Source organism: Neisseria sp. RH3002v2g (assembly GCF_014596425.2).
Classification (GTDB): domain Bacteria; phylum Pseudomonadota; class Gammaproteobacteria; order Burkholderiales; family Neisseriaceae; genus Neisseria.
On record NZ_CP110721.1, the window covers coordinates 856,441 to 878,787 of the forward strand.

Sequence of the window (22,347 nt, forward strand, 5' to 3'; positions counted from 1 at the left end):
TTTTCATAAAAGAAAACGGCATATCCGTAAAGATATGCCGTTGATGGGAGCAGGGACTGCTATATTTGGCAGTGGTTTGTGTTTTAGTCCTCTTGCGCCGCTGTTTGCAGGTAGTTTGGCAGACCAACTTTGCCAATCAATTCCTGCTGAGTTTCAAGCCAGTCGATGTGTTCTTCGTTGATGTCTTTTTGTTTTTCCAACAAATCACGGCTGACGTAGTCTTGTTGCTCTTCTGCAAGGGCGATGGCTGCAACCAGAGCATCATGTTTTTCATACTCTTTTTTCAAGTCGCAGGCAATGATTTCTTCGGTAGATTCACCGATTAACAATTTACCCAATTCTTGCAGATTAGGCAGGCCTTCCAAGAACAAAATACGCTCGATTAAATCGTCTGCGGATTTCATTTCGCGGATGGATTGTTTGAAGAAGTGTTCGCCCAATTCTTCAAAGCCCCAGTTTTTCAAAATGCGAGCATGCAGGAAGTATTGGTTGATGGTAATCAGCAACAAGCCTAAGTTTTTGTTCAGCTCGCGAATAACTAAGCGATCGCCTCTCATATTCAGCTCCTTGTATGTTATACGCTAGATTACAGTTGGCTTTGGTAGTAGTTGCCTTCGCCGACCAATTCGATCAGACGCAGTTGTTGTTCCAACCAGTGAGCGTGATCTTCTTCAGTGTCTTTCAGTTGAGCAACCATCAAATCGCGAGTAACGTAGTCTTGAGCTTCTTCACACAATTTGATACCTTTTTTCAGCGCATCGCGCACTTCATATTCAGTGTTCAAGTCTGCTTTCAGGCAAGAGATTACGTCAGTACCGATGTTCAGTTCGGCACGGGTCATTTTAGGAGTACCGCCCAACATCAGGATACGACGGATGAAGTCTTCGGCGTGAGTAGTTTCTTCTTCCATCTCGTGGTTCAAACGTTCGAACAGTTTGTTGTAACCCCATTCAGAGTACAGACGAGAGTGGATAAAGTATTGGTCGCGAGCAGCCAGCTCACCGGACAACAATTCATTCATGTAATCAATAACTGCTTGGTTGCCTTGCATAATTCTTTCTCTTTCTTTTAAAAGTTGACGATCACGAAATGAAGATTCGTGTGTTGTTACGGAATGAGCGAATTATATGCACAAGTAGCGGTTTTGACAAATTTTTTATTTAAAATACAAACAATTATCAAAAAATTTAACTCACCCAAAAGGCCATCTGAAAAATTAATCCCCTGTTTTTAATAATATTTTTTTGACATTAGTATTAAGAATCCATTGCATTATTCAAAAACATTTACATTCGTTAACCATAAATAAAAGCAAATAATCCGACAAAATCAATCAAATTTAATTATGAATTATTCTCAACTGCTTTTGCCTTATTTTTTTGAATCACCCATTCCGTCATCACTTGCGAATCGTGCTATAATTGCCAGTTATCTTTTTTTTAAGCAACCAGCTAAACCTTATAAATTATCATGAAACAAATCCGCAATATTGCCATCATCGCCCACGTCGACCATGGCAAAACCACATTAGTTGACCAATTGCTGCGCCAGTCCGGTACATTCCGTTCCAACCAGCAAGTCGAAGAACGCGTCATGGACAGCAACGATCTTGAAAAAGAACGCGGTATTACCATTCTCGCTAAAAATACCGCCATCGAATACGAAGGCTACCACATCAACATCGTAGATACCCCGGGACACGCCGATTTTGGTGGCGAAGTGGAACGTGTATTGGGCATGGTCGACTGCGTCGTACTGTTGGTTGACGCACAAGAAGGCCCTATGCCGCAAACCCGTTTCGTGACCAAAAAAGCCTTGGCTTTGGGTCTGAAACCGATCGTTGTCATCAATAAAATCGACAAACCGTCTGCCCGTCCAAGCTGGGTTATCGACCAAACATTCGAATTGTTCGACAGCTTAGGTGCAACAGACGAACAATTGGACTTCCCTATTGTTTATGCTTCCGGTCTCTCGGGCTTTGCCAAATTGGAAGAAACCGACGAGAGCAACGATATGCGTCCTCTGTTTGAGACCATCTTAAAACACACGCCTGCACCAAGCGGCAGCGCGGACGAAACGCTGCAACTGCAAATTTCCCAACTGGACTACGACAACTACACCGGCCGCCTCGGTATCGGCCGCATCCTGAACGGCCGCATCAAACCCGGCCAAGTCGTTGCCGTCATGAATCATGAAGAACAAGTCGCCCAAGGCCGCATCAACCAGCTGTTGGGCTTCCAAGGCTTGGAACGCGTACCTTTGGAAGAAGCTGAAGCCGGCGACATCGTGATTATTTCCGGTATCGAAGACATCGGTATCGGCGTAACCATTACCGACAAAGACAATCCCAAAGGCTTGCCGATGTTGAGCGTGGACGAGCCGACACTGACCATGGACTTTATGGTCAACACTTCTCCTTTGGCCGGCACTGAAGGCAAATTCGTAACTTCCCGCCAAATCCGCGACCGCCTGCAAAAAGAATTGCTGACCAACGTTGCCCTGCGTGTTGAAGACACTGCCGATGCCGATGTCTTCCGCGTTTCCGGCCGCGGTGAATTGCACTTGACCATTTTGCTGGAAAACATGCGCCGCGAAGGCTTTGAATTGGCAGTCGGCAAACCGCGCGTGGTATTCCGTGAAATTGACGGTCAAAAATGCGAGCCTTACGAAAATCTGACTGTGGACGTACCGGATGAAAACCAAGGTGCGGTCATGGAAGAACTCGGCCGTCGCCGTGGCGAATTGACCAATATGGAAAGCGACGGCAACGGTCGTACACGTTTGGAATACCATATTCCTGCACGCGGTCTGATCGGTTTCCAAGGTGAATTTATGACCTTGACCCGCGGTACCGGCTTGATGAGCCACGTTTTTGACGACTATGCTCCGGTTAAACCTGATATGCCCGGCCGACACAATGGTGTATTGGTTTCTCAAGAGCAAGGTGAAGCCGTTGCTTACGCCCTGTGGAACTTGGAAGACCGCGGCCGTATGTTCGTTTCTCCAAACGATAAAGTCTACGAAGGCATGATTATCGGTATCCACAGCCGTGATAACGACTTGGTGGTAAACCCTCTAAAAGGCAAAAAACTGACCAACATCCGTGCCAGCGGTACAGATGAAGCCGTCCGCCTGACCACGCCTATCAAATTGACTTTGGAAGGCGCAGTTGAGTTTATCGACGATGACGAACTGGTTGAAATCACGCCACAATCCATCCGCCTGCGCAAACGCTACCTGAGCGAGTTGGAACGCCGCCGCCATTTCAAAAAACTGGACTAATCCTGTTTGATTGACATGCTTTAAAATCAAGGCCGTCTGAAAGTGTGCTGGAAATCCTAGATTTCGTTTCACACTTTCAGACGGCCTTTTATAATTTGCTCAAATAAAATAAATCGGCATTTCTTCCGCTTGTACTGCCACTTCATCAGCTCGGTCATTTTTACGATATTGCCCCGGCGATATCCCATATTGCTTTTTAAATGCCTTACCAAAATGCGTTTCCGATTGAAAACCGACCGAAAGCGCAACCGATAAAACCGAATCCGCCGTCTGTTTCAACAATAATGCCCCCTGCTGCAAGCGGATGCTGTTAACAAAGGCATGCGGGCTTGTTCCCGTCTGCTGTTTAAATACCCGCATTAACTGGGCGCGGGACAAATTGGCCATCGCAGTCATTTTCTCAATATTCCATTCTTCTTCCGGTTTTTCGACGACTGCCTGAAGCAAATTCCGCAAACGTTTATCCTGCCAACCATTCAGCAAACCGCTTAATTGCGCTTCCTCATTTTTCTCCAAACAGGCACGAAGCAGAAAGACCAGCAATACCGAAGCCAATGCGTTCACAACTGCCACCGAGCCGGATAAAGCCTGACTGCTCTCATATTGCAATAATGTCACCAAATACTGCAAAGACGGATGGTTGATGTTCAATAAAACGGTATCGGGCAGTCCCGTCATCATATCCGCCTGCGCTTCATATTCAAACCGTGCGCAAAAAAGATGCAAAGCCGCCTCTCCTCCGGCATAACTTTGCTTGACTTTAAATGCACCATTCTCAGCCGTCAGCACGCGAACACCAAAATTTTCACAACTGCTGTCGCTGCTTAAAGTATGCCCAACGCTGCGCGGGAAGAAAATAATATCCCCCGCACTCAGCAGCCTGGCCTCTTTCTCTCCATCAATTCGGATATAGCCCGAACCGGCAGTTACGATATGCACCAAACCATGCGCACGCTTGGGCTCATGCCGCACATACCACTCCCCTTGAAACAGGCACTGAACATCCACACTGCCCTTTATCTGCGCCAATTCGACCAGTCTATCTAAAATATCCATAGTGTTTTTTACCAATAAATGAGATGTTTTGACGATTTAATTCGTCTGATTATTGCAATAATACACACACCAAACACAAACGGATAGGATTTTTTGATTCTTATTCGAATACATCAAGAAAGGAAATATCATGTTTAAAGATTGGCCTGAACACACAGCCTTGGTAAAAAAATCATTCGGCGAATTGGGCAAAAGCCATCCTAAAATGCTGCAAGCCTACGGCGCGCTGGAACAAGCAGCCGCTGCCGAAGCACTGGATGCCAAAACACGCGAACTGATCGCCATTGCCGTTGCCATTACCACACGTTGCGAAAGCTGCATCAGCGTGCACGCAGCCGCCGCTGCCAAAGCAGGGGCAACCGACAGCGAAATCGCCGGCGCATTGGCCACCGCTATTTCTCTAAACGCAGGTGCTGCTTATACCTACGCTTTGCGCGCCTTAGAAGCAGTAGAAACCCAACGCTAATCAGCTTGTAAAATCAGGCCGTCTGAAAGACGACTCCCCTTTCAGACGACCTGATGAAATGTTAAACTGATATAGTTATTATTTTCTATCTACCAGGAGATTGAATCATGAAGAAACTGCTGACCGCCGTACTTTTTGCCGCCGCTATCGCTACTCCTTTGGCCGCTTCCGCTGCCTCTATGCCTAAAGTTGAAAAAAGCGCGGCACAACCTGCAAAAGCAAAAGGCGTTTGGATTGATGTCCGCTCTGCCGAAGAATTCAAAGAAGGCCATTTGCAAGGTGCGCTCAATATTCCGCACGACCAAATCGTTGAACGCATCAAATCCGTCAGCCCGGATAAAAACGCACCGGTCAACCTCTACTGCCGCAGCGGCCGCCGAGCAGAAGCCGCGCTGACCGAACTGAAAAAAGCCGGCTACACCAATGTAACCAACCATGGCGGTTATGAAGATTTGGTGAAAAAAGGTTTGAAATAAATCTAGTTGATTTTAAAAAGGCCGTCTGAAATTTTTCAGACGGCCTTTATTGCATTACAGGCAGCAACTTCCAAATCTCAAACGTTTGCTGAGACCGGTTTCATGAATCAATTGTTTGATAACCAAAATATTGGTGTTATCGGCCAACGCGCGAATGCTGTGCGCCTCCATCGGCTCAAGACGGATAACTTGCAAGCCTTCGGTCTGCAAAACTTGATCCACCGTTTTGATTTCGGCTTTACCGTTTAAAACCAAAAGCAAAATAATCGCATCCGTCTCATATGCCGGAATTTCATTATTTTTCTGCAATGAAAGCTGAACAATCTCCTGATTGCCGTCTGAAGCAATCACGCCGCCCAATAAAGCTTTGGGGTCTAATTCATAATGTTTCATTATTATCCTTTCCGCCCAAACGTTGCCGATTCATGGACAATCGCTCAAGCAAACCAGTACAATACCGCCCATCTTACCGATAGACACAATATTGTCCCATGAACATATTAATCTCAAACGACGATGGTTATCTTGCGCCCGGTTTGGCAGTTTTGGCAAGAGTATGTGCAGAATTTGCCAATGTCAGGGTGGTTGCGCCCGAACGCGATCGCAGCGGCGTCAGCAATTCCCTGACTTTAGACCGTCCTTTACAACTGAAGCAGGCGGAAAACGGGTTTTATTATGTGAATGGCACGCCAACCGACTGCATTCATGTCGGCCAGCACGCCCTTGCCGATTTCAAACCCGACTTAGTCTTATCCGGCATTAACAACGGCGCAAACATGGGCGACGATACGCTTTATTCCGGTACGGTTGCCGCCGCAACGGAAGCTTATCTGATGGGCATTCCCGCTATTGCCTTTTCGCTTGCCGATTCCAGCGGCCGTTATTGGGAAACCGCAGAAAAAGCCGCTTGGATACTGCTTTCCTACTTTCTTAAATGCTCTATTTCCAAACCCATCTTATGGAACATCAATATCCCTGCCGTCGCACCTGAAGATATCCAAGGCATAAAAATAACACGGCTCGGCCGTCGCCATCATGAACAAAGCATTGTTCCCATGTATAATCCACGTGGCGAACAAATTTATTGGATTGGGCCGGTCGGCGATGTTTCCGACAGCGAAGAAGGTACCGACTTTGGCGAATGTGCGGCCGGCTTCATTACGATTACCCCCCTGCAAGTCGATTTGACTGCCTACGGACAAATGGAGCAAACCGCCTCCTTTTGGTCAGAAATCCCTGCGCCTTAACAGTCCCTAACAGCCGAACACTTGAGAAACAAGCATATTTTTATTATGATATGCCCCGACGAGAACAATTACCCGAATACGAAAGTCATTAACATGTTGAAAAAAAGTGTATCTTATGCCGGATCGGCAGCTTTGGTTTTATTACTTGCAGCCTGTGCCAGCCAACAACCGGCTCCTGTAGTCGTCGGCACACAAAGCGGTGGTTCAACAACAAGCTCTACTGCTGACAATCCTTACGGTGCCGCGCCTTACAATACCAACACCAGCCCTGCGGCAGATGCGCCATACACTCCGCCGGCAAGTACACCTGCGCCAACGTACAACAGCGGCAGCACCGGCACTTACACGCCTTCTTATGCGCCTGTTGATATTAATGCAGCGACACATACCGTCGTTCGCGGTGATACCGTTTACAACATCTCCAAACGCTACAACATTACCCAAGACAATCTGCGTGCATGGAATAACTTGGCCGACAACACCATCAGCGTTGGCCAAACCCTGCGCGTGAAACCTGAAGGCTACGTTGCACCGGCAGCTTCTGCAAGCAAACCTTCTACTCCGACAACCACAACCACCGCTCCTGCCCCAAGCACACCTGCCAATACACCGACCGTATCTACCGGCAGCAGCCGCAACGTCAGCGGCATCACATGGCAACGTCCAACTACCGGTAACGTTATCGCCAACTTCGGCGGCAGCAACAAAGGCGTGGATATTGCCGGTACACAAGGCCAGCCTGTCGTTGCAGCGGCAGACGGTAAAGTCGTTTACGCAGGCTCAGGCTTGCGCGGTTACGGCAACTTGGTTATCATCCAACACAACTCCTCATTCTTGAGCGCATACGGCCACAACCAACGTCTGCTGGTTAATGAAAACCAAACCGTTAAACGCGGCCAAACCATTGCCCACATGGGTAATACCGATGCATCCCGTACCCAGTTGCACTTTGAAATCCGTCAAAACGGCAAACCGGTCAACCCGGCAAATTATGTTGCCTTCTAAGCTGATTCAAGCAACCTAATTTCAATTCAATCCCTGCCTAAATGTCATTTAGGTAGGGATTGTTTGTGCCGGTTTCCCATGAAATTTCATCTTCCCATTCTTTATACCCTGCTATTGGGCGGTTGCGCCGCGTTTTTGCCATCATTGGACGAACGCACCCAAAGCAATTATCTTGACATCCCTTCAACGCCGCGACTGGACAGCGCCTTAGGTATTCCTTCTACCCCCTCAAAGGCCGATATTTCCCATATCTATCTACTGAACGATGCCCATGAAGCCTTTGTCGCCCGAGCAGCCTTAATTGAAGCCGCCGACCATACCCTTGATTTGCAGTACTATATCTGGCACAACGACATCTCCGGCAAGCTTTTGTTCAACCTGATTCATCGCGCGGCCGAACGCGGCGTCCGTGTGCGTTTGCTTCTGGACGACAACAACACCAACGGCATGGATGATCTCCTGCTGGCACTCGACAATCATCCCAATATCGAAGTCCGTCTGTTTAATCCCTTCATTTTCAGAAAATGGCGTGCACTCGGCTATGTTGCCGACTTCCCACGGCTCAACCGCCGGATGCACAACAAATCGTTTACCGCCGACAACCGTGCCACCATTTTAGGCGGCCGCAATATCGGCGACGAATATTTCAAGGTTAACGACGACACCATCTTTGCCGACCTCGATATCCTCGCCACAGGCCGCGTAGTAACTGAAGTTTCCCAAGACTTCGACCGCTACTGGTCAAGCCATTCCGCCTATAACGCGACCAGTGTCATCAAACGGGGAAACCTGCAAAAAGGTCTGGCCGAACTTAATTACACCGACCAAGATAAAAATCAAACGCTCATCCGCTACCGCCAAAGCATCGAGCATTCCAGTCTCTATCAAAAAATGCAGAGCAACCTTATGGAATGGCAAAGCGTCAGCACACGTTTAATCAGCGACGATCCGGCCAAAGGCTTAGACCGTGACCGGCATAAACCGCCTATTTCCGAACGCCTGCAAGACGCCCTCAAGCAACCCGAAAAAAGCGTTTACCTTGTCTCGCCCTATTTTGTGCCCACAAAATCAGGTGTCAAAGCCATAGAAAAGCTGATTCACAACGGCGTGGATGTTACCGTTTTGACCAATTCGCTTCAAGCAACCGACGTTGCCGCTGTCCATTCCGGTTACGTCAAATACCGCAAGCCCTTGCTCAAAGCCGGGGTCAAACTATACGAACTCCAACCCAATCATGCCGTTCCGACCACCAAAGACCGCGGCTTGACCGGTAGCTCCGCCACCAGCTTGCACGCCAAAACATTCATCGTGGATGAAAAACGCATTTTCATCGGCTCATTCAACCTCGACCCACGTTCCGCACGGCTCAATACCGAAATGGGCGTTGTCATCGAAAGCCCCGAAATCGCAGGCCAAATGCAGCGCACCCTCGTTACGACCACCCCAAACTACGCCTATCAGGTAACGCTTGGTAATTACAATAAACTATACTGGTATGACCCTAGTGAAAAACGAACTTACGCACAAGAACCAGAAGCCAAATTCTGGAAACGGGTTACTTCAAAAATCCTGTCCATCCTGCCCATAGAAGGATTATTATAGAGGCCGTCTGAAATCATAAATCATGCTGCCGGAGGAATTCATCATGTCTCGACTCATCTGCAAAACCCTATTTGTTTGTACCGCCGGCCTATTGTTGGCCTCTTGCGGTACCACCGGCAAACACAAATCCCACAAGCCGCAAACAACCGCCAGAAAAGTCCAACCTGTCCGCATTTCCCATATCGACCGCACACAAGGTTCGCAGGAATTGATGCTTCACAGCATGGGTCTGATCGGCACGCCCTACAAATGGGGTGGCAGCACTACAGCCACAGGCTTTGACTGCAGCGGCATGATCCAATTCGTCTATAAAAACGCCCTCAATGTCAACCTGCCACGCACCGCGCGCGATATGGCCGCCGCCAGCCGTAAAATTTCCGATGACAAATTAAAAGCCGGCGATCTGGTCTTTTTTAACACCGGCGGCGCACACAAATATTCCCATGTCGGCCTCTACATCGGCAACGGCGAATTCATCCACGCCCCCAGCAGCGGCAAAACCATCAAAACCGAAAAACTTTCCACCCCGTTTTACGCCAAAAACTATTTGGGCGCACATACCTTTTTTACTGAATAAATCAAGGCCGTCTGAAAGGTATCGCAACATCATCGATACCTTTCAATCTATTGCTGATGAATGAAGCTTGGTTACAAGATAGGCCTGTGCAAAAATTTGCCCATAACAAAACACCATCAAGGAAATATCATGCACACAGAATCCGTTCTAACCCTCCTCAAAACCCTGCAAAACCAAATCTGCGCTGCTTTGGAGCAAGAAGATGGCGAAGCCGAATTTGTGCATGAAGCATGGACGGGGAAACTGGGCATCGGCGAAACACGCGTATTAAAAAACGGCACGGTATTCGAGCAGGCGGGCGTGAATTTTTCGCATGTAAAGGGAAGCAAAATGCCGGCTTCTGCCACGGCCCATCGTCCTGAACTGGCGGGCGCGGCGTTTGAAGCCATGGGCGTGTCGCTGGTGATTCATCCGAAAAATCCGTATGTCCCGACCAGCCATGCCAATGTACGCTTTTTTATCGCGTATCCGGAAGGCGGCGAGCCTGTGTGGTGGTTTGGCGGCGGCTTTGATTTGACGCCGTTTTATCCTTTTGAAGAAGATATTGTGCATTGGCACACCGTAGCGCGAGACGTATGCGCGCCATTTGGCGAATCGGTTTATTCTGAATTCAAACAATGGTGTGACGAATATTTCTACTTGAAACACCGTAACGAAACACGCGGCGTGGGAGGCCTGTTTTTTGACGATTTAAACCGCTGGGATTTCGATACCTGCCTGAATTTTATCAAGGCGGTTGGGGAAGGCTATATCACAGCGTATCTGCCGATTGTGGCAAAACGCAAAAACACGCCTTATGGGGAACGTGAACGCGATTTCCAACTCTACCGCCGCGGACGCTATGTCGAATTTAACTTGGTTTGGGACAGAGGCACGCTGTTCGGCCTGCAAAGCGGCGGACGCACGGAAAGCATTTTGATGTCCATGCCGCCTTTGGTGCGCTTTGAGTATCAATATGCGCCGGAAGAAGGTTCGCCCGAAGCACGCCTCAATCAATTCCTTATACCGCGCAACTGGCTGGAAGAAGCCGGCAGATAGTTTTACCTATCAAAGGCCGTCTGAAAAGCGATTCTCACTGGTTGAGACTTCCTTTTCAGACGGCCTTTGCTTCAATTGCTTTGAATTTGCATACCTTTGCCTATCATACTGTTTCATCTCTATAGAGTTTTTGAGACAATGCGCCCATATAAAAATCACCTCACAAACCACACTAAAAAGGAATAATCGGTGAAACGCATTTTCTTATTTATTGCAACCAATATCGCAGTTCTGGTTGTCATCCGTGTTATTTTGGCCATCTTGGGCATCAACAGCACCGACCAAGTCGGCAGCCTGCTGGCTTATTCCGCAGTCGTCGGCTTCAGCGGCTCGATTGTCTCCCTGCTGATGTCGAAAACCATCGCCAAACATTCGGTCGGCGCCGTCGTCATCGACCAGCCCCAAAGCGAAGAAGAAGCTTGGCTGTTGGCAACTGTTGAAGCGCAAGCCCGCCAATGGAATCTGAAAACGCCGGAAGTCGCCATTTACAACTCGCCCGAGCCTAACGCCTTCGCAACCGGTGCGACCAAAAACAGCTCGCTCGTCGCTGTCAGTACCAGCCTGCTCGACCACATGACCCGCGATGAAGTCGAAGCCGTTTTGGCGCATGAAATGGCGCACGTCGGCAACGGCGATATGGTGACGCTGACGCTGATTCAAGGTATTGTGAATACTTTTGTCGTCTTCTTGGCGCGTATCATTTCCAGCATGGTGGCGCGCAACAATGACGGCAGCACTTCTCAAAGCACATATTTCATGGTCAGCATGGTCTTGCAGGTTGTATTCGGCTTCCTTGCCAGCATTATTGTGATGTGGTTCAGCCGCCAACGCGAATACCGCGCCGATGCGGGCGCTGCAAAACTGGTGGGCGCGCCGAAAATGATTGCCGCCCTGCAACGCTTGAAAGGCAACCCCAGCGACCTGCCGCAAACCATGACGGCAATGGGCATTGCCAGTGAAGCCAAAGATTCTTGGTTCAGCACCCATCCTTCTTTGGACAACCGCATCAACCGTTTGAAAAACCGCTAATCGAAAACATCAAGGCCGTCTGAAACATCTATTTCAGACGGCCTCTTTTTATTTCTTCATCAAAGCCCGTTTGATGATAATCATCCAGTCTTTTTTATCCAACAGCGGCCGCTGGTTAAACACGTCATATTTGCAACCGTCCAGCTTCTGCAAAATCAACTGGCCGCCGACGATAATCATGCGCAGCTCAAAACCGATTCGCCCTTTGAGGGTTTTGCCCAACGGCGAACCGGCCTTAAGCATTTGAAAGGCACGTTGACACTCGTGCGCCATCAGTCGTTGAAAGGCGAAGTCGGCTTTTCCGGCCGCAATCTGCTCTTCGCTGACTTTGAACTTCTGCAAATCTTCCTGAGGGATGTACACGCGCCCTTTCTGCCAATCTACCGCCACGTCCTGCCAGAAATTAATCAGCTGCAAGGCAGTGCAAATGCCGTCGCTTTGCGCCATGCTCACTTCATCGGTTTGCCCGTATAAATGCAGCATAATGCGCCCCACCGGATTGGCGGACAAGCGGCAATAGGCAATCAATTCGCCAAAGTTTTCATAACGGGTTTTGCCCACATCCTGACTGAACGCCGCCAGCAAATCGTAAAACGGCTGTAGCGGCAATTGAAACGGCTCAATCGCTTCGTTGTACAAACACTGCATTAAACCCGTTTGCGGTTTCCCACCTTGTGCAATGCGGTCTAACTCTGCCTTCAGTTCGTCCAGTTGGCGCAGGCGTTCGGCTGCTTCGGCATTACCTTCGTCGGCAATATCGTCCGCCGTCCGTGCAAAAGCGTAAACGGCGTGAACCGGCTTGCGCAAACGGCGCGGCAGCACAATGGAGCCGACAGGGAAGTTTTCGTAATGATTGACTGACATGGGAAATCCGAAAATTTAAAATAAAGTGTTTTTGCTGACAGGCCGTCTGAAATTCAGACGGCCTTACGTTTGGCCGCAAAGAAATCCTGCAATACGCTTTGGCATTCTTCTGCCAATATGCCGCCCAAAATTGCAGTATGCTTGTTCAGACGTTTGTCGGCAAACAAATCGACCACGCTGCCTGCCGCACCGGTTTTGGCTTCAGCCGCACCATAAATCACGCGCCCGACCCGCGCCTGTATCAAGGCAGATGCGCACATGGAGCAAGGCTCTAATGTGATGTACACGTCGCAATCTTCCAAACGGTAGTTTTGTAAAGCTTTGCCTGCAGTGGCAAGCGCGTTGATTTCGGCGTGGTGGCTGACATTGTGGTCGCCAATGCAGGTATTGTGTGCAGCTGCGATTACCTCGCCTTGATATACGATGACCGCGCCAACGGACACTTCGCCCAATGCCGCCGATTGTCTGGCCTGTTCTATCGCCAGCCGCATAAAGGCTTCCATATCGTTTTTCGAAGGGAAAACAGCAACAGGCGGATGGTTTTTCAAGGCCTCGCCCAGCTCCGTCTTTCTCTCCTCGGAAATATGCCGGACATCCATACCTGAAACCAACGCATCCAGTTGCCACAAGGTGCTTTTGGTTACGGTCAAACCCGACGCTTTCAGCAATAGAAATGCACGAACTGCGCCGATTTTTTGCAAATCTTCCCGTGTACGAATACCCAATTCTTTTAATGCGGCCAATGTTTTAGGCGCAAGTGGTGGCGTGGTCAGCATGGATTATTCCTGAAAATGCTGACGCGCCAAGGCTAAGGCCGTCTGAACATAATCGCTGTCTGCGTAAGGATCTAAAGTGTGCGCCAAAGGGATTTTCCGCAACCAAGTCAACTGGCGTTTGGCAAGCTGGCGTGTGGAGACAATGCCTTTTTCGACAAAGGTGTCATAATTGGTTTCGCCTTCGAGATAATCCCAAGCCTGACGGTAGCCCACGCAGCGCATAGACGGCATGTCGGCATGCAGTTGCGGATAATTGCGGCGTAAGGCGTGCATTTCATCGAGGAAACCGTGTTCCAGCATATTTAAAAAGCGTTTTTCGATTTGGCGGTGTAACAAATGGCGGTCTTCGGGAATCAGGGCAACCGTACATAAATCCAATAAAGGCGCAGCCTGCTTCTGCTCTGTGAAATGTTCGCTCAAAGGCTTGCCGGTCAAAAGATAGACTTCCAAAGCGCGCTCAATGCGCTGGCTATCATTGGCTTTCAGACGGCCTGCCGTAATCGGGTCAACTTCCTGCAAACGGCGATACAGGCCTGCCAGACCGTGTTCGTTCTTTTCCGCCTGAAGCTGTGCGCGCACCGCCGCATCCGCGCCGGGTAAATCGTTCAAACCTTCCGTCAGCGCGTGGAAATACATCATCGTGCCGCCGACAATCAGCGGATAGCGTCCGCGCGCATGTATTTCGTTCACCAAGCGCACGCAGTCGCCGACAAAATCCGCCGCGCTGTAACTTTCCAGCGGCGAGATAATATCAATCAAATGATGCGGTACGGCGGCAAGCTCTTCGGCAGTCGGCTTGGCCGTACCGATGTCCATGCCGCGATACACCAGCGCGGAATCCAAACTGATGATTTCCACCGGCAACAATTGGGCAATATTTAAGGCCAGTGCGGTTTTACCGCCGGCTGTCGGGCCGAGTACGGCGAAGGCTTTGGGCGCGTTCATAAGAAAACGGAAAAATTAAAAATGCGATTATAGCAAACCCGGGCAGACCATATTTCAGGCCGTCTGAAACATTTGCCCTACATTATCAAAAGCGTTACACTTGCTGCGCCGTTTCAGACGGCCTTTTATATTGATTTCAAACCTGCTGCTGCCGTCATTGCGCCGGCAGTCAAGCCGTCAGCGACACTGCGCCGCTGTAAACACGAAAGAACACATTATGACCGTATCTCCCGTAGCCTTGCGCCGTCAAACCGAGCGCAAGCCGCATCCGACTGCGCGTTATTGGAAAAAATGCGATGTCGAGGCTTTATTCGGACTGCCTTTCCTCGACCTCGTTTTCCAAGCCGCCGAAATCCACCGCCAAAACTTCAATCCGCGCGAAATCCAACTTTCCACCCTGCTCTCCATCAAAACCGGCGGCTGCCCCGAAGACTGCGCCTACTGCCCGCAATCGGCACACCACAACACCAATCTGGGCAAAGAGCAGATGATGGATGTGGACGAAATCGTCGAAAAAGCCAAAATTGCCCAATCGCGCGGCGCCAGCCGTTTCTGCATGGGCGCGGCATGGCGCGGCCCTAAGCCTAAAGACGTGGCTGTCGTTTCCGAAATCATTAGCGCGGTGAAAAGCTTGGGCATGGAAGTGTGCGGCACCTTCGGCATGCTCGAAGACGGCATGGCGGAAGACTTCAAAAAAGCCGGTCTGGACTACTACAACCACAACCTCGACACCGACCCCGACCGCTACAACGACATCATCCACACCCGCAAACATGAAGACCGCATGGATACTTTGGGCAAAGTCCGCAATGCCGGTTTGAAAATCTGCTGCGGCGGCATCGTCGGCATGAACGAAACCCGCGCCGAACGCGCAGGCCTGATTGCCAGCCTTGCCAACCTCGACCCGCAGCCCGAAAGCGTGCCGATTAACCAGTTGGTCAAAGTGGAAGGCACGCCGCTGGCCGATGCCGAAGATTTGGACTGGACGGAATTTGTCCGTACCATCGCCGTCGCACGCATTACCATGCCGCACAGTTACGTCCGCCTCTCCGCAGGCCGCAGCAATATGCCGGAATCCATGCAGGCCATGTGTTTCATGGCTGGTGCAAACTCGATTTTCTATGGCGACAAGCTGCTGACTACGGGCAATCCGGATGAAGACGGCGACCGCCTGCTGATGGAAAAATTGAATTTGTATCCGCTGCGCTTTGAATTGGAAGAAGAATACAAAGCCGCGCAGGAAACGCCCAAAATCAAAGTTGACTATTAACCGCCATGATAAAAGGCCGTCTGAAACTTTTTCAGACGGCCTTTTATCATGATTCAACATCAAAACCTTCAATCTTCCGTATCCATTCTTCCTTTTCCGCCTCGCTCAAAAACGAAGCGCGGAACGAATTGGCGCACAAGGTTTTGATTTCTTCCGCACTCAAATCCAAAGCCTCGGCAAGCGCTACAAAATTTCGGTTCATATAGCCGCCGAAATACGCCGGATCATCGGAATTGACGGTTACCAACACGCCGCGTTGCAACATACGGCGCAAATTGTGTTTTACCATCTCCGGAAATACTTTTAATTTCAAATTGCTCAACGGGCAAACGGTCAACGGCATTTGCTCTGCAATCAAACGCGCCATCAACGCCTCGTCTTCTTCCGCCCGTACGCCATGATCAATACGGCGGACATGCAGCAAGTCCAAAGCCTCGTAAACATATTCCGGCGGGCCTTCTTCTCCGGCATGCGCTACCGTCAACAAACCCTCCGCCCGCGCCTGCGCAAACACGCGCTCGAACTTGGACGGCGGATGCCCCAACTCGCTCGAATCCAAGCCTACGCCGATGATGTGTTCTTTATAAGGCAAAGCCTGATTTAAGGTTTCAAATGCGCTTTCTTCCGACAAATGCCGCAGGAAACACATAACCAAACGCGTACTTATACCCCATTGCTGCCCGGCTTCACGGCAGGCGCGGACAATGCCGTTAATCACGGTTTCAAACGCCACGCCTCGCGCAGTATGGGTTTGCGGATCGAAAAATATTTCCGTATGCACGACATTGTCTTCGCGGCAACGCTCAAGATACGCGCGGGTCAAATCGTAAAAATCCGCTTCGTGCAGCAATACGCCGGCACCGGCATAATAAATATCCAAAAACGACTGCAAATTGTGAAAATCATAAGCCTGCCGTACCGCATCGACATTTTCATAAGGAATCGCTATGTGGTTGCGCTTGGCGATTTCAAACATCAATTCCGGCTCGAACGTCCCTTCGATATGGACGTGCAGCTCGGCTTTGGGCAAGGCTTGGATCAATTGTTTGATATTCATATTTTCTCTGTTTTTCGGTTTATATTTAATATTGAAGGCCGTCTGAAATGTTCAGACGGCCTTTGACCATTTATCTGTTAAAAACCATTTTCCATCATGATTTCGCCGGGGATGCGGTTGCGGTGCATGGCATAGCCCAAATCCATCAGGGCTTGGAAAGTGTCTTTGACCATTGCCGGATTGCCGCAAACCATAAAGCGCGTATCGGCCTTGGTAAACTTAAAGCCGATTTTTGCTTCCAAACCGCCATTCTTCAACAATTCGGGAATCCGCTTGCCGCTCAATGCGCCTTCCGTTTCCTCACGCGTGGTAACCGGAACAAAAGTGAATTTATGGAAATATTCTTCAATCAGCGGATGCTCTTTCAAATCGGCAAGGCGTTGGTTGAAAATCAATTCGTCGGCATAAGAGACGGAATGCGCCAAGACCAAACGGTCGAAACGCTGCCAGATTTCAGGTTGCTCGATAATGGAGAGGAAAGGCGCAATGCCGGAACCCGTGCAGAGCATGACCAAATCTTTGCCGTCGGGGAAACGCTCGGGCAAGAGGAAACCGGTAGCCGTTTTATCCAGCAAAATGGTATCGCCCTCTTTCATTGCAGCAAAACGCGCCGACATCGGGCCGCCTTCGATTAACACCGCGAAATACTCAAGCGTATCGGCGTATTCGGCAGAAACGACAGAATACGCGCGCCAAATAAAGCCCTCGCCGTCGCGAAACCCGAGCCGCGAAAACTGCCCTGCCGAAAAACGGTAGGATTCAGGGCGGCTGATGGCAAAAGTCATCAGCTTAGGCGTATGGTGTTTGATCCACAAGACTTTTTCTTCGGTAAACTTGGCTTCTGGAGAAGCTGCCATAATAGGTTTCCTTGATATTCGGTATCAGTTTCAAATAGGGCTTATTATAAAGATTCAAAAGGCCGTCTGAAATATTTATTTTCAGACGGCCTTTAAGATTATTCACGGCGCAAACGGATACTGATGCCTTTTTGTTCCAAAATCAAATCGTTACCGTCAAAACGATAGTTCCATACACTTTGTTTGCGCAAAAACGCATCTTCCAGCTTCATGTCTTCACACAGCATCATGCTTACCGCAATATGGCCAAAATCAATTTTGTCCGAACCAATCGTATTGGCTTGGAACATCATACCGTTGCAACCCATCTTGCCATACGCCTTAGGCATCTCGCTTAAATCCAGATAGGCATCAGTACCGGCTAAATCTTTTTCGGTGAATTTATTGAAAGCGACAACACGCCATTTGGCGGCTAAAGTAGGCTGAGCCGTTTGCTGAGTTTGTACCTGCGCTTTAGAGGTTTGTTCAGCCTGAGACGCTGAAGGAGATGTACAAGCTGCCAAAACTACCATACTCATCAATGCACCGAATAATGTTTTCATATCCATTCCTAATTTATTGCTAAAGGCCGTCTGAAAAACTATCCACCTTCAGACGGCCTTTAAGCCTTATTTACAAAGTCGTATCCAATGCTTTGGAAATATCGTTCCAAATATCGTCCACATCTTCAATACCGACAGAGAAACGCAGCAGGCCGACTTTGATGCCCATTTCCATTTTCACATCATGCGGCACGCCGCTGTGGGATTGGGAATAGCAATGGTTGACCAAACTTTCCACGCCGCCGAGGCTGGAAGCCATTTTGACCAGTTTCATGTTTTTAATCACGCTGTTTGCCGCTTCACGCGTGTCGTTTTTGAGATAAACCGTAACCACGCCGCCAATGCCTTTGGGCATTTGTGCTTGGGCAAGTTCGTAATGTTCGTGCGACGGCAGGCCGGGATAGAACACTTTTTCAATGGCAGGATGAGCTTCCAAACGGCGCGCGATTTCGAGTGCGTTTTGGCAATGGGCGTTCATACGCAGAGCCAGCGTTTTGATGCCGCGCAACACCAGCCAGCAGTCCATCGGACCTGCAATCGCGCCTGTATGCACCATCATGTCGTGCAAAGGCTGTGCCAGCTCTTTGGTTTTGGCTACAACAATGCCCATCAATACGTCGGAATGGCCGCACAAATATTTGGTAGCAGAATGGAACACAAAATCGCAACCCATATCCAACGGCTGTTGCAGATACGGCGTGGCAAAGGTGTTGTCGATGCCGACCAGCGCACCGGCCGCTTTGGCTTTTTCGGCAAGCGCTTTGATGTCTACCAAGCGCAAAAGCGGATTGGACGGCGTTTCCAGCCAAACCAGTTTGACATTGTGCGCTTTGAGCAGCTCGTCCAAATTGTCGGGATTGCTCAAATCGGCAAAAACAACGTTCACCCCCCATTTTTGATAAACATCAACCAATAAATCATAAGCGCCGCCGTAAATATCGGCGACGGCAACAATGGTATCGCCAGGTTGCAAGAATGTGCGCCACACGGCATCAATCCCCGCCATACCGCTGGAAAACGCAAAACCGGCCGCACCGTGCTCCAAATCGGCAACGGTATCTTCCAAGACTTGGCGGGTCGGGTTGCTCAGGCGCGAATAGCGGTAAGGAACCTGCTCGCCGATTTCGTGCAGCGCAAACATACTGTTTTGATAAATCGGCGGCATCAGCGCGCGGTTGTGTTCGTCGCAATCGTAGCTGGAATGGATGGCTTTCGTGGCGAATTTCATTTGGTCTCTGCCTATGTAGATGTGAATAATCGAAGATTTTATCACTATCTGAAAAATAGAAACAATCAATGCAGGCGGATAAAGCAAGTGATATAATCTCGCATTTGCAAATCGGCCGACACGAGCCGATTCCCCTACACGCATCTCAACAATCCTATCATGAAGGACATACCACGCATGAACGCCATTGCAGACGTGCAATCCAGCCGCGATTTACGCAACCTGCCGATTAATCAGGTCGGCATCAAAGACCTGCGCTTTCCGATTTCCCTCAAAAGCAAAGAAGGCGAACAATCCACCGTCGCCCGCCTGACCATGACGGTTTTCCTGCCTGCTGACCAAAAAGGCACGCATATGTCGCGCTTTGTCGCCCTGATGGAAAAACAAACCGATGCTTTGGATTTCGATACGCTGCACAAGCTGACTGCCGACATGGTTGCCCTGCTGGATTCGCATTCCGGCAAAATCAGCGTTTCCTTCCCGTTTTTCCGCAAGAAAAGCGCGCCGGTCTCCGGCATCCAATCGCTGCTCGACTATGATGTTACCCTGACCGGCGAAATTAAAAACGGTACATACAGCCACAGCCTGAAAGTGATGGTTCCGGTTACTTCCTTGTGTCCGTGTTCCAAAGAAATTTCCCAATACGGCGCGCACAACCAACGTTCGCATGTGACGGTCAGTCTGATTGCGAATGCGGATGTAGGCATTGAAGAAATCATCGATTACGTTGAAGCACAGGCAAGCTGCCAGCTCTACGGCTTGCTCAAACGCCCTGACGAAAAGTATGTAACGGAAAAAGCATACGAAAATCCGAAGTTTGTCGAAGACATGGTTCGTGATGTGGCCACGGTGTTAATAGCCGACAAACGCATCGAATCATTCGTCGTCGAAAGCGAAAACTTCGAATCGATACACAACCATTCCGCTTACGCTTATATCGCTTATCCTTAAAGTTAAGCCGAATAGCAACAAAGGCCGTCTGAAAATCTTCAGACGGCCTTTGGCATAAATTGAACGATAATATGAGACTATCGCTCATGTACGGTTAACTGCAATCCGATATAATTCAAAAGAATTAGACAACTCGCGTAATCTTTAACTTAAATTAAGCCGATTGTTTTCCCCATCATTTATAATGACGGTTTCTCAACGGCATATCCGTGGATATTATGAAAAAATTCCTTTATTTCCTCATTGCATTTTTAGGCTTGAGCAGCTTCGCATTCGCAGTAGATGCCAATGATTTGCTGCCACCCGAGCAAGCCTTTGTGCCTCAAGTCAATGTAACTGATCAAGGCGTCAGCGTGCAGTTCAAAATCGCTGACGGCTACTATATGTACCAGTCCAAAATCGTTGCAGCGACCGATCCGGACAAAGTCTTGGGTGAACCCAAATTCAGCAAAGGCGAAGAAAAAGAAGACGAATTCTTTGGCAAACAAACGGTTTACCACCATACCGCACAGGTTGACCTGCCTTACAAACAAGCCGCGCCGCAATACAAACTGACGCTGACTTATCAAGGCTGCGCCGAAGCCGGTGTGTGTTATCCGCCGGTGGATACTGAGTTTGACGTAAAAGGCAACGGGGTTTACCAGCCGCAAAGCGATGAGCCGGTTTCTGCCAAAGACCGCTTTTTGCAACCGTCCGCCTCTTCAGACGGCCCAATGCCTGCCCAGCCTAGTGCAAACAATCCCGACAGCAGCCGCTTCAAGCTCTCTTGGGATACTTTAAACGCCAATCTGTTGGCGTTTTTTGTCGCAGGTTTGGGCTTAAGCTTTACCGCCTGTATGTATCCGCTCCTGCCGATTGTTTCCAGCATTGTCGTGGGCGATAAAAAAGCCGGCAAAGGCCGCGCGTTTACCTTGTCTATGGTGTATGTACAAGGTTTGGCACTGACCTATACCTTGGTCGGCGTGATTGCCGGTTTGACCGGTGCGCTGTTGACCGTATGGCTGCAACAGCCTTGGGTCGTACTTGCCGCCGCTGCGTTGATGGTGGTATTGGCGCTGTCGATGTTCGGCTTCTTCAATATCCAGCTACCCAACTCCGTCCAATCCTATTTCCAAAATCAAAGCAGTAAACTCTCCGGCGGTAAAATCGTTTCCGTCTTTATCATGGGTATTTTGTCTGCGCTGATTGTCGGCCCATGCGTTGCGCCTCCGCTGGCATTTGCTTTGGGCTATATCGGCCAAACCGGCGATGCCGTGTTGGGCGGCCTCGCGCTTTATGTCTTGGCACTCGGCACCGGCGTACCGCTCATCATCATCGGCACATTCGGCGGTCATATCCTGCCTAAAGCAGGCGACTGGATGAACGGCATCAAATACGCATTCGGCTTCATCTTGCTGGCCGTTGCCGTATATCTCGCCACGCCGCATCTGCCTTATTTCGCAGTAGTCGGCCTCTACACCTTGCTGATGATTGTTCCCGCCCTTATGCTTTTGGCAAAATCCGGCAAACAAAAAGGCCGTCTGAAAACCGTTGCCGCCGTATTGGGCTTTTTACTGCTGATTAGTGGCTCATGGTTTGGCTGGCAAAGCTTCAATAAACAAACCACCGCCCTGCACCACTTCTTAACGCTGGTTCCGCCATCCGAAGCCGGACAAGAAACCGACCATGGCAAGATGTTTACCGATGTCGGCGAACTTAAAGCCGCTATGGATGCTGCCTTGAAAGCCGACCCAAGCAAGCCCGTGCTGATTGATTTCTACGCCGACTGGTGCGTATCCTGCAAAGAAATGGCAGCCTACACGCTCAACCAGCCGCAGGTACACGAAGCAGTCGATATGCAGCGCTTCTTCCAAATCGACGTAACCGCCAACACTCCAGACCATCAGGCCTTACTGAAAGAATACGGCCTCTTCGGCCCTCCGGGCGTGTTTGTTGTCCGCGCCGACGGCAGTCATAGCGAAGCCTTATTAGGCTTTGTCAAACCCGATGCCTTCATCGAATGGTATCGCAAAAACGAGAAATAGCCATCTATAAAAAGGCCGTCTGAAAACAGATTTTCAGACGGCCTTTTCTTATGTT

At 49.6% G+C, this 22,347-nt stretch carries 23 protein-coding genes; 12 read left to right on the plus strand and 11 right to left on the minus strand.

All coding sequences use genetic code 11. The features are described from left to right. Positions 1-83: 83 nt before the first annotated feature. Positions 84-557: a bacterioferritin gene (gene bfr, locus BBP27_RS04055; protein WP_070838078.1), complete on the minus strand. Its 474-nt coding sequence runs from the start codon at positions 555-557 to the stop codon at positions 84-86. Between the two features lie 29 nt (positions 558-586). Continuing rightward, positions 587-1,051, minus strand: coding sequence for a bacterioferritin (gene bfr, locus BBP27_RS04060; RefSeq protein WP_036491023.1), 465 nt, complete (start codon positions 1,049-1,051; stop codon positions 587-589). 419 nt (positions 1,052-1,470) lie between these two features. Here bfr (BBP27_RS04060) and typA point away from each other — a divergent pair, with 419 nt between their 5' ends. Continuing rightward, positions 1,471-3,282: a translational GTPase TypA gene (gene typA, locus BBP27_RS04065; RefSeq protein ID WP_003746523.1), complete on the plus strand. Its 1,812-nt coding sequence runs from the start codon at positions 1,471-1,473 to the stop codon at positions 3,280-3,282. Positions 3,283-3,381: 99 nt separating this feature from the next. On the opposite strand, the gene BBP27_RS04070 is transcribed toward typA, so the two are convergent. Continuing rightward, a complete protein-coding gene (locus BBP27_RS04070; protein ID WP_188211975.1) occupies positions 3,382-4,338 on the minus strand; it encodes a cupin domain-containing protein in 957 nt (318 codons plus the stop codon). Between the two features lie 130 nt (positions 4,339-4,468). On the opposite strand from BBP27_RS04070, the gene BBP27_RS04075 reads away from it, so the two are divergent. Next, complete coding sequence (locus BBP27_RS04075) at positions 4,469-4,804, plus strand: carboxymuconolactone decarboxylase family protein (protein WP_036491029.1); 336 nt, start codon at positions 4,469-4,471, stop codon at positions 4,802-4,804. A gap of 107 nt (positions 4,805-4,911) precedes the next feature. Beyond that, on the plus strand, positions 4,912-5,280 hold the full coding sequence (locus BBP27_RS04080; RefSeq protein WP_003746517.1) for a rhodanese-like domain-containing protein: 369 nt from the start codon (positions 4,912-4,914) through the stop codon (positions 5,278-5,280). Positions 5,281-5,334: 54 nt separating this feature from the next. Here the strand turns inward: BBP27_RS04080 and BBP27_RS04085 are convergent, their stop codons facing one another. Then, entirely contained in the window at positions 5,335-5,673 is a 339-nt protein-coding gene (locus BBP27_RS04085; protein WP_049343614.1) for a hypothetical protein, read from the minus strand. Positions 5,674-5,771: 98 nt separating this feature from the next. Here BBP27_RS04085 and surE point away from each other — a divergent pair, with 98 nt between their 5' ends. The 6 genes from surE to htpX all read left to right on the plus strand — a co-directional run bounded on the left by surE (position 5,772) and on the right by htpX (position 11,778). Next, positions 5,772-6,527, plus strand: a complete 756-nt coding sequence (gene surE, locus BBP27_RS04090) for a 5'/3'-nucleotidase SurE (RefSeq protein ID WP_188211974.1) — start codon at positions 5,772-5,774, stop codon at positions 6,525-6,527. Positions 6,528-6,620: 93 nt separating this feature from the next. Further along, positions 6,621-7,532: a peptidoglycan DD-metalloendopeptidase family protein gene (locus BBP27_RS04095; RefSeq protein ID WP_049349535.1), complete on the plus strand. Its 912-nt coding sequence runs from the start codon at positions 6,621-6,623 to the stop codon at positions 7,530-7,532. 78 nt (positions 7,533-7,610) lie between these two features. Next, positions 7,611-9,134 carry a phospholipase D family protein gene (locus BBP27_RS04100; RefSeq protein WP_188211973.1) on the plus strand — a complete coding sequence of 508 codons (1,524 nt, stop codon included), beginning with the start codon at positions 7,611-7,613 and terminating at the stop codon, positions 9,132-9,134. Between the two features lie 43 nt (positions 9,135-9,177). Beyond that, on the plus strand, positions 9,178-9,711 hold the full coding sequence (locus BBP27_RS04105) for a C40 family peptidase (RefSeq protein ID WP_036491269.1): 534 nt from the start codon (positions 9,178-9,180) through the stop codon (positions 9,709-9,711). A 129-nt stretch (positions 9,712-9,840) separates the two neighbouring features. Further along, positions 9,841-10,749: an oxygen-dependent coproporphyrinogen oxidase gene (hemF, locus tag BBP27_RS04110; protein WP_188211972.1), complete on the plus strand. Its 909-nt coding sequence runs from the start codon at positions 9,841-9,843 to the stop codon at positions 10,747-10,749. 189 nt (positions 10,750-10,938) lie between these two features. Further along, positions 10,939-11,778, plus strand: a complete 840-nt coding sequence (gene htpX / locus BBP27_RS04115; RefSeq protein WP_188211971.1) for a protease HtpX — start codon at positions 10,939-10,941, stop codon at positions 11,776-11,778. A 48-nt stretch (positions 11,779-11,826) separates the two neighbouring features. On the opposite strand, the gene hpnC is transcribed toward htpX, so the two are convergent. Genes hpnC through miaA form a run of 3 tightly spaced genes read right to left on the minus strand, consistent with a single transcriptional unit; the run spans position 11,827 to position 14,363 of the window. Continuing rightward, entirely contained in the window at positions 11,827-12,642 is an 816-nt protein-coding gene (gene hpnC / locus BBP27_RS04120; protein WP_188211970.1) for a squalene synthase HpnC, read from the minus strand. Positions 12,643-12,695: 53 nt separating this feature from the next. Further along, positions 12,696-13,418, minus strand: a complete 723-nt coding sequence (tadA, locus tag BBP27_RS04125; RefSeq protein WP_188211969.1) for a tRNA adenosine(34) deaminase TadA — start codon at positions 13,416-13,418, stop codon at positions 12,696-12,698. 3 nt (positions 13,419-13,421) lie between these two features. Next, a complete protein-coding gene (gene miaA / locus BBP27_RS04130) occupies positions 13,422-14,363 on the minus strand; it encodes a tRNA (adenosine(37)-N6)-dimethylallyltransferase MiaA (RefSeq protein WP_188211968.1) in 942 nt (313 codons plus the stop codon). Positions 14,364-14,580: 217 nt separating this feature from the next. Between miaA and bioB the strand changes: the two genes are divergently transcribed. After that, complete coding sequence (bioB, locus tag BBP27_RS04135) at positions 14,581-15,633, plus strand: biotin synthase BioB (RefSeq protein WP_188211967.1); 1,053 nt, start codon at positions 14,581-14,583, stop codon at positions 15,631-15,633. Positions 15,634-15,679: 46 nt separating this feature from the next. On the opposite strand, the gene BBP27_RS04140 is transcribed toward bioB, so the two are convergent. The 4 genes from BBP27_RS04140 to BBP27_RS04155 all read right to left on the minus strand — a co-directional run bounded on the left by BBP27_RS04140 (position 15,680) and on the right by BBP27_RS04155 (position 19,317). Then, positions 15,680-16,690, minus strand: coding sequence for an adenosine deaminase (locus tag BBP27_RS04140; RefSeq protein WP_188211966.1), 1,011 nt, complete (start codon positions 16,688-16,690; stop codon positions 15,680-15,682). 77 nt (positions 16,691-16,767) lie between these two features. Then, positions 16,768-17,547 (minus strand): ferredoxin--NADP reductase, encoded by a 780-nt coding sequence (locus BBP27_RS04145; RefSeq protein ID WP_049322251.1) that lies wholly within the window; start codon positions 17,545-17,547, stop codon positions 16,768-16,770. A 98-nt stretch (positions 17,548-17,645) separates the two neighbouring features. Continuing rightward, positions 17,646-18,089: an META domain-containing protein gene (locus BBP27_RS04150; protein ID WP_188211965.1), complete on the minus strand. Its 444-nt coding sequence runs from the start codon at positions 18,087-18,089 to the stop codon at positions 17,646-17,648. 70 nt (positions 18,090-18,159) lie between these two features. After that, on the minus strand, positions 18,160-19,317 hold the full coding sequence (locus BBP27_RS04155) for a trans-sulfuration enzyme family protein (RefSeq protein ID WP_188211964.1): 1,158 nt from the start codon (positions 19,315-19,317) through the stop codon (positions 18,160-18,162). 177 nt (positions 19,318-19,494) lie between these two features. On the opposite strand from BBP27_RS04155, the gene folE2 reads away from it, so the two are divergent. Together folE2 and dsbD are read left to right on the plus strand one after the other, a co-directional pair. Next, positions 19,495-20,268, plus strand: a complete 774-nt coding sequence (folE2, locus tag BBP27_RS04160) for a GTP cyclohydrolase FolE2 (protein ID WP_003685690.1) — start codon at positions 19,495-19,497, stop codon at positions 20,266-20,268. A 218-nt stretch (positions 20,269-20,486) separates the two neighbouring features. Next, positions 20,487-22,292 (plus strand): protein-disulfide reductase DsbD, encoded by a 1,806-nt coding sequence (dsbD, locus tag BBP27_RS04165; RefSeq protein WP_188212026.1) that lies wholly within the window; start codon positions 20,487-20,489, stop codon positions 22,290-22,292. Positions 22,293-22,347: the final 55 nt, after the last annotated feature.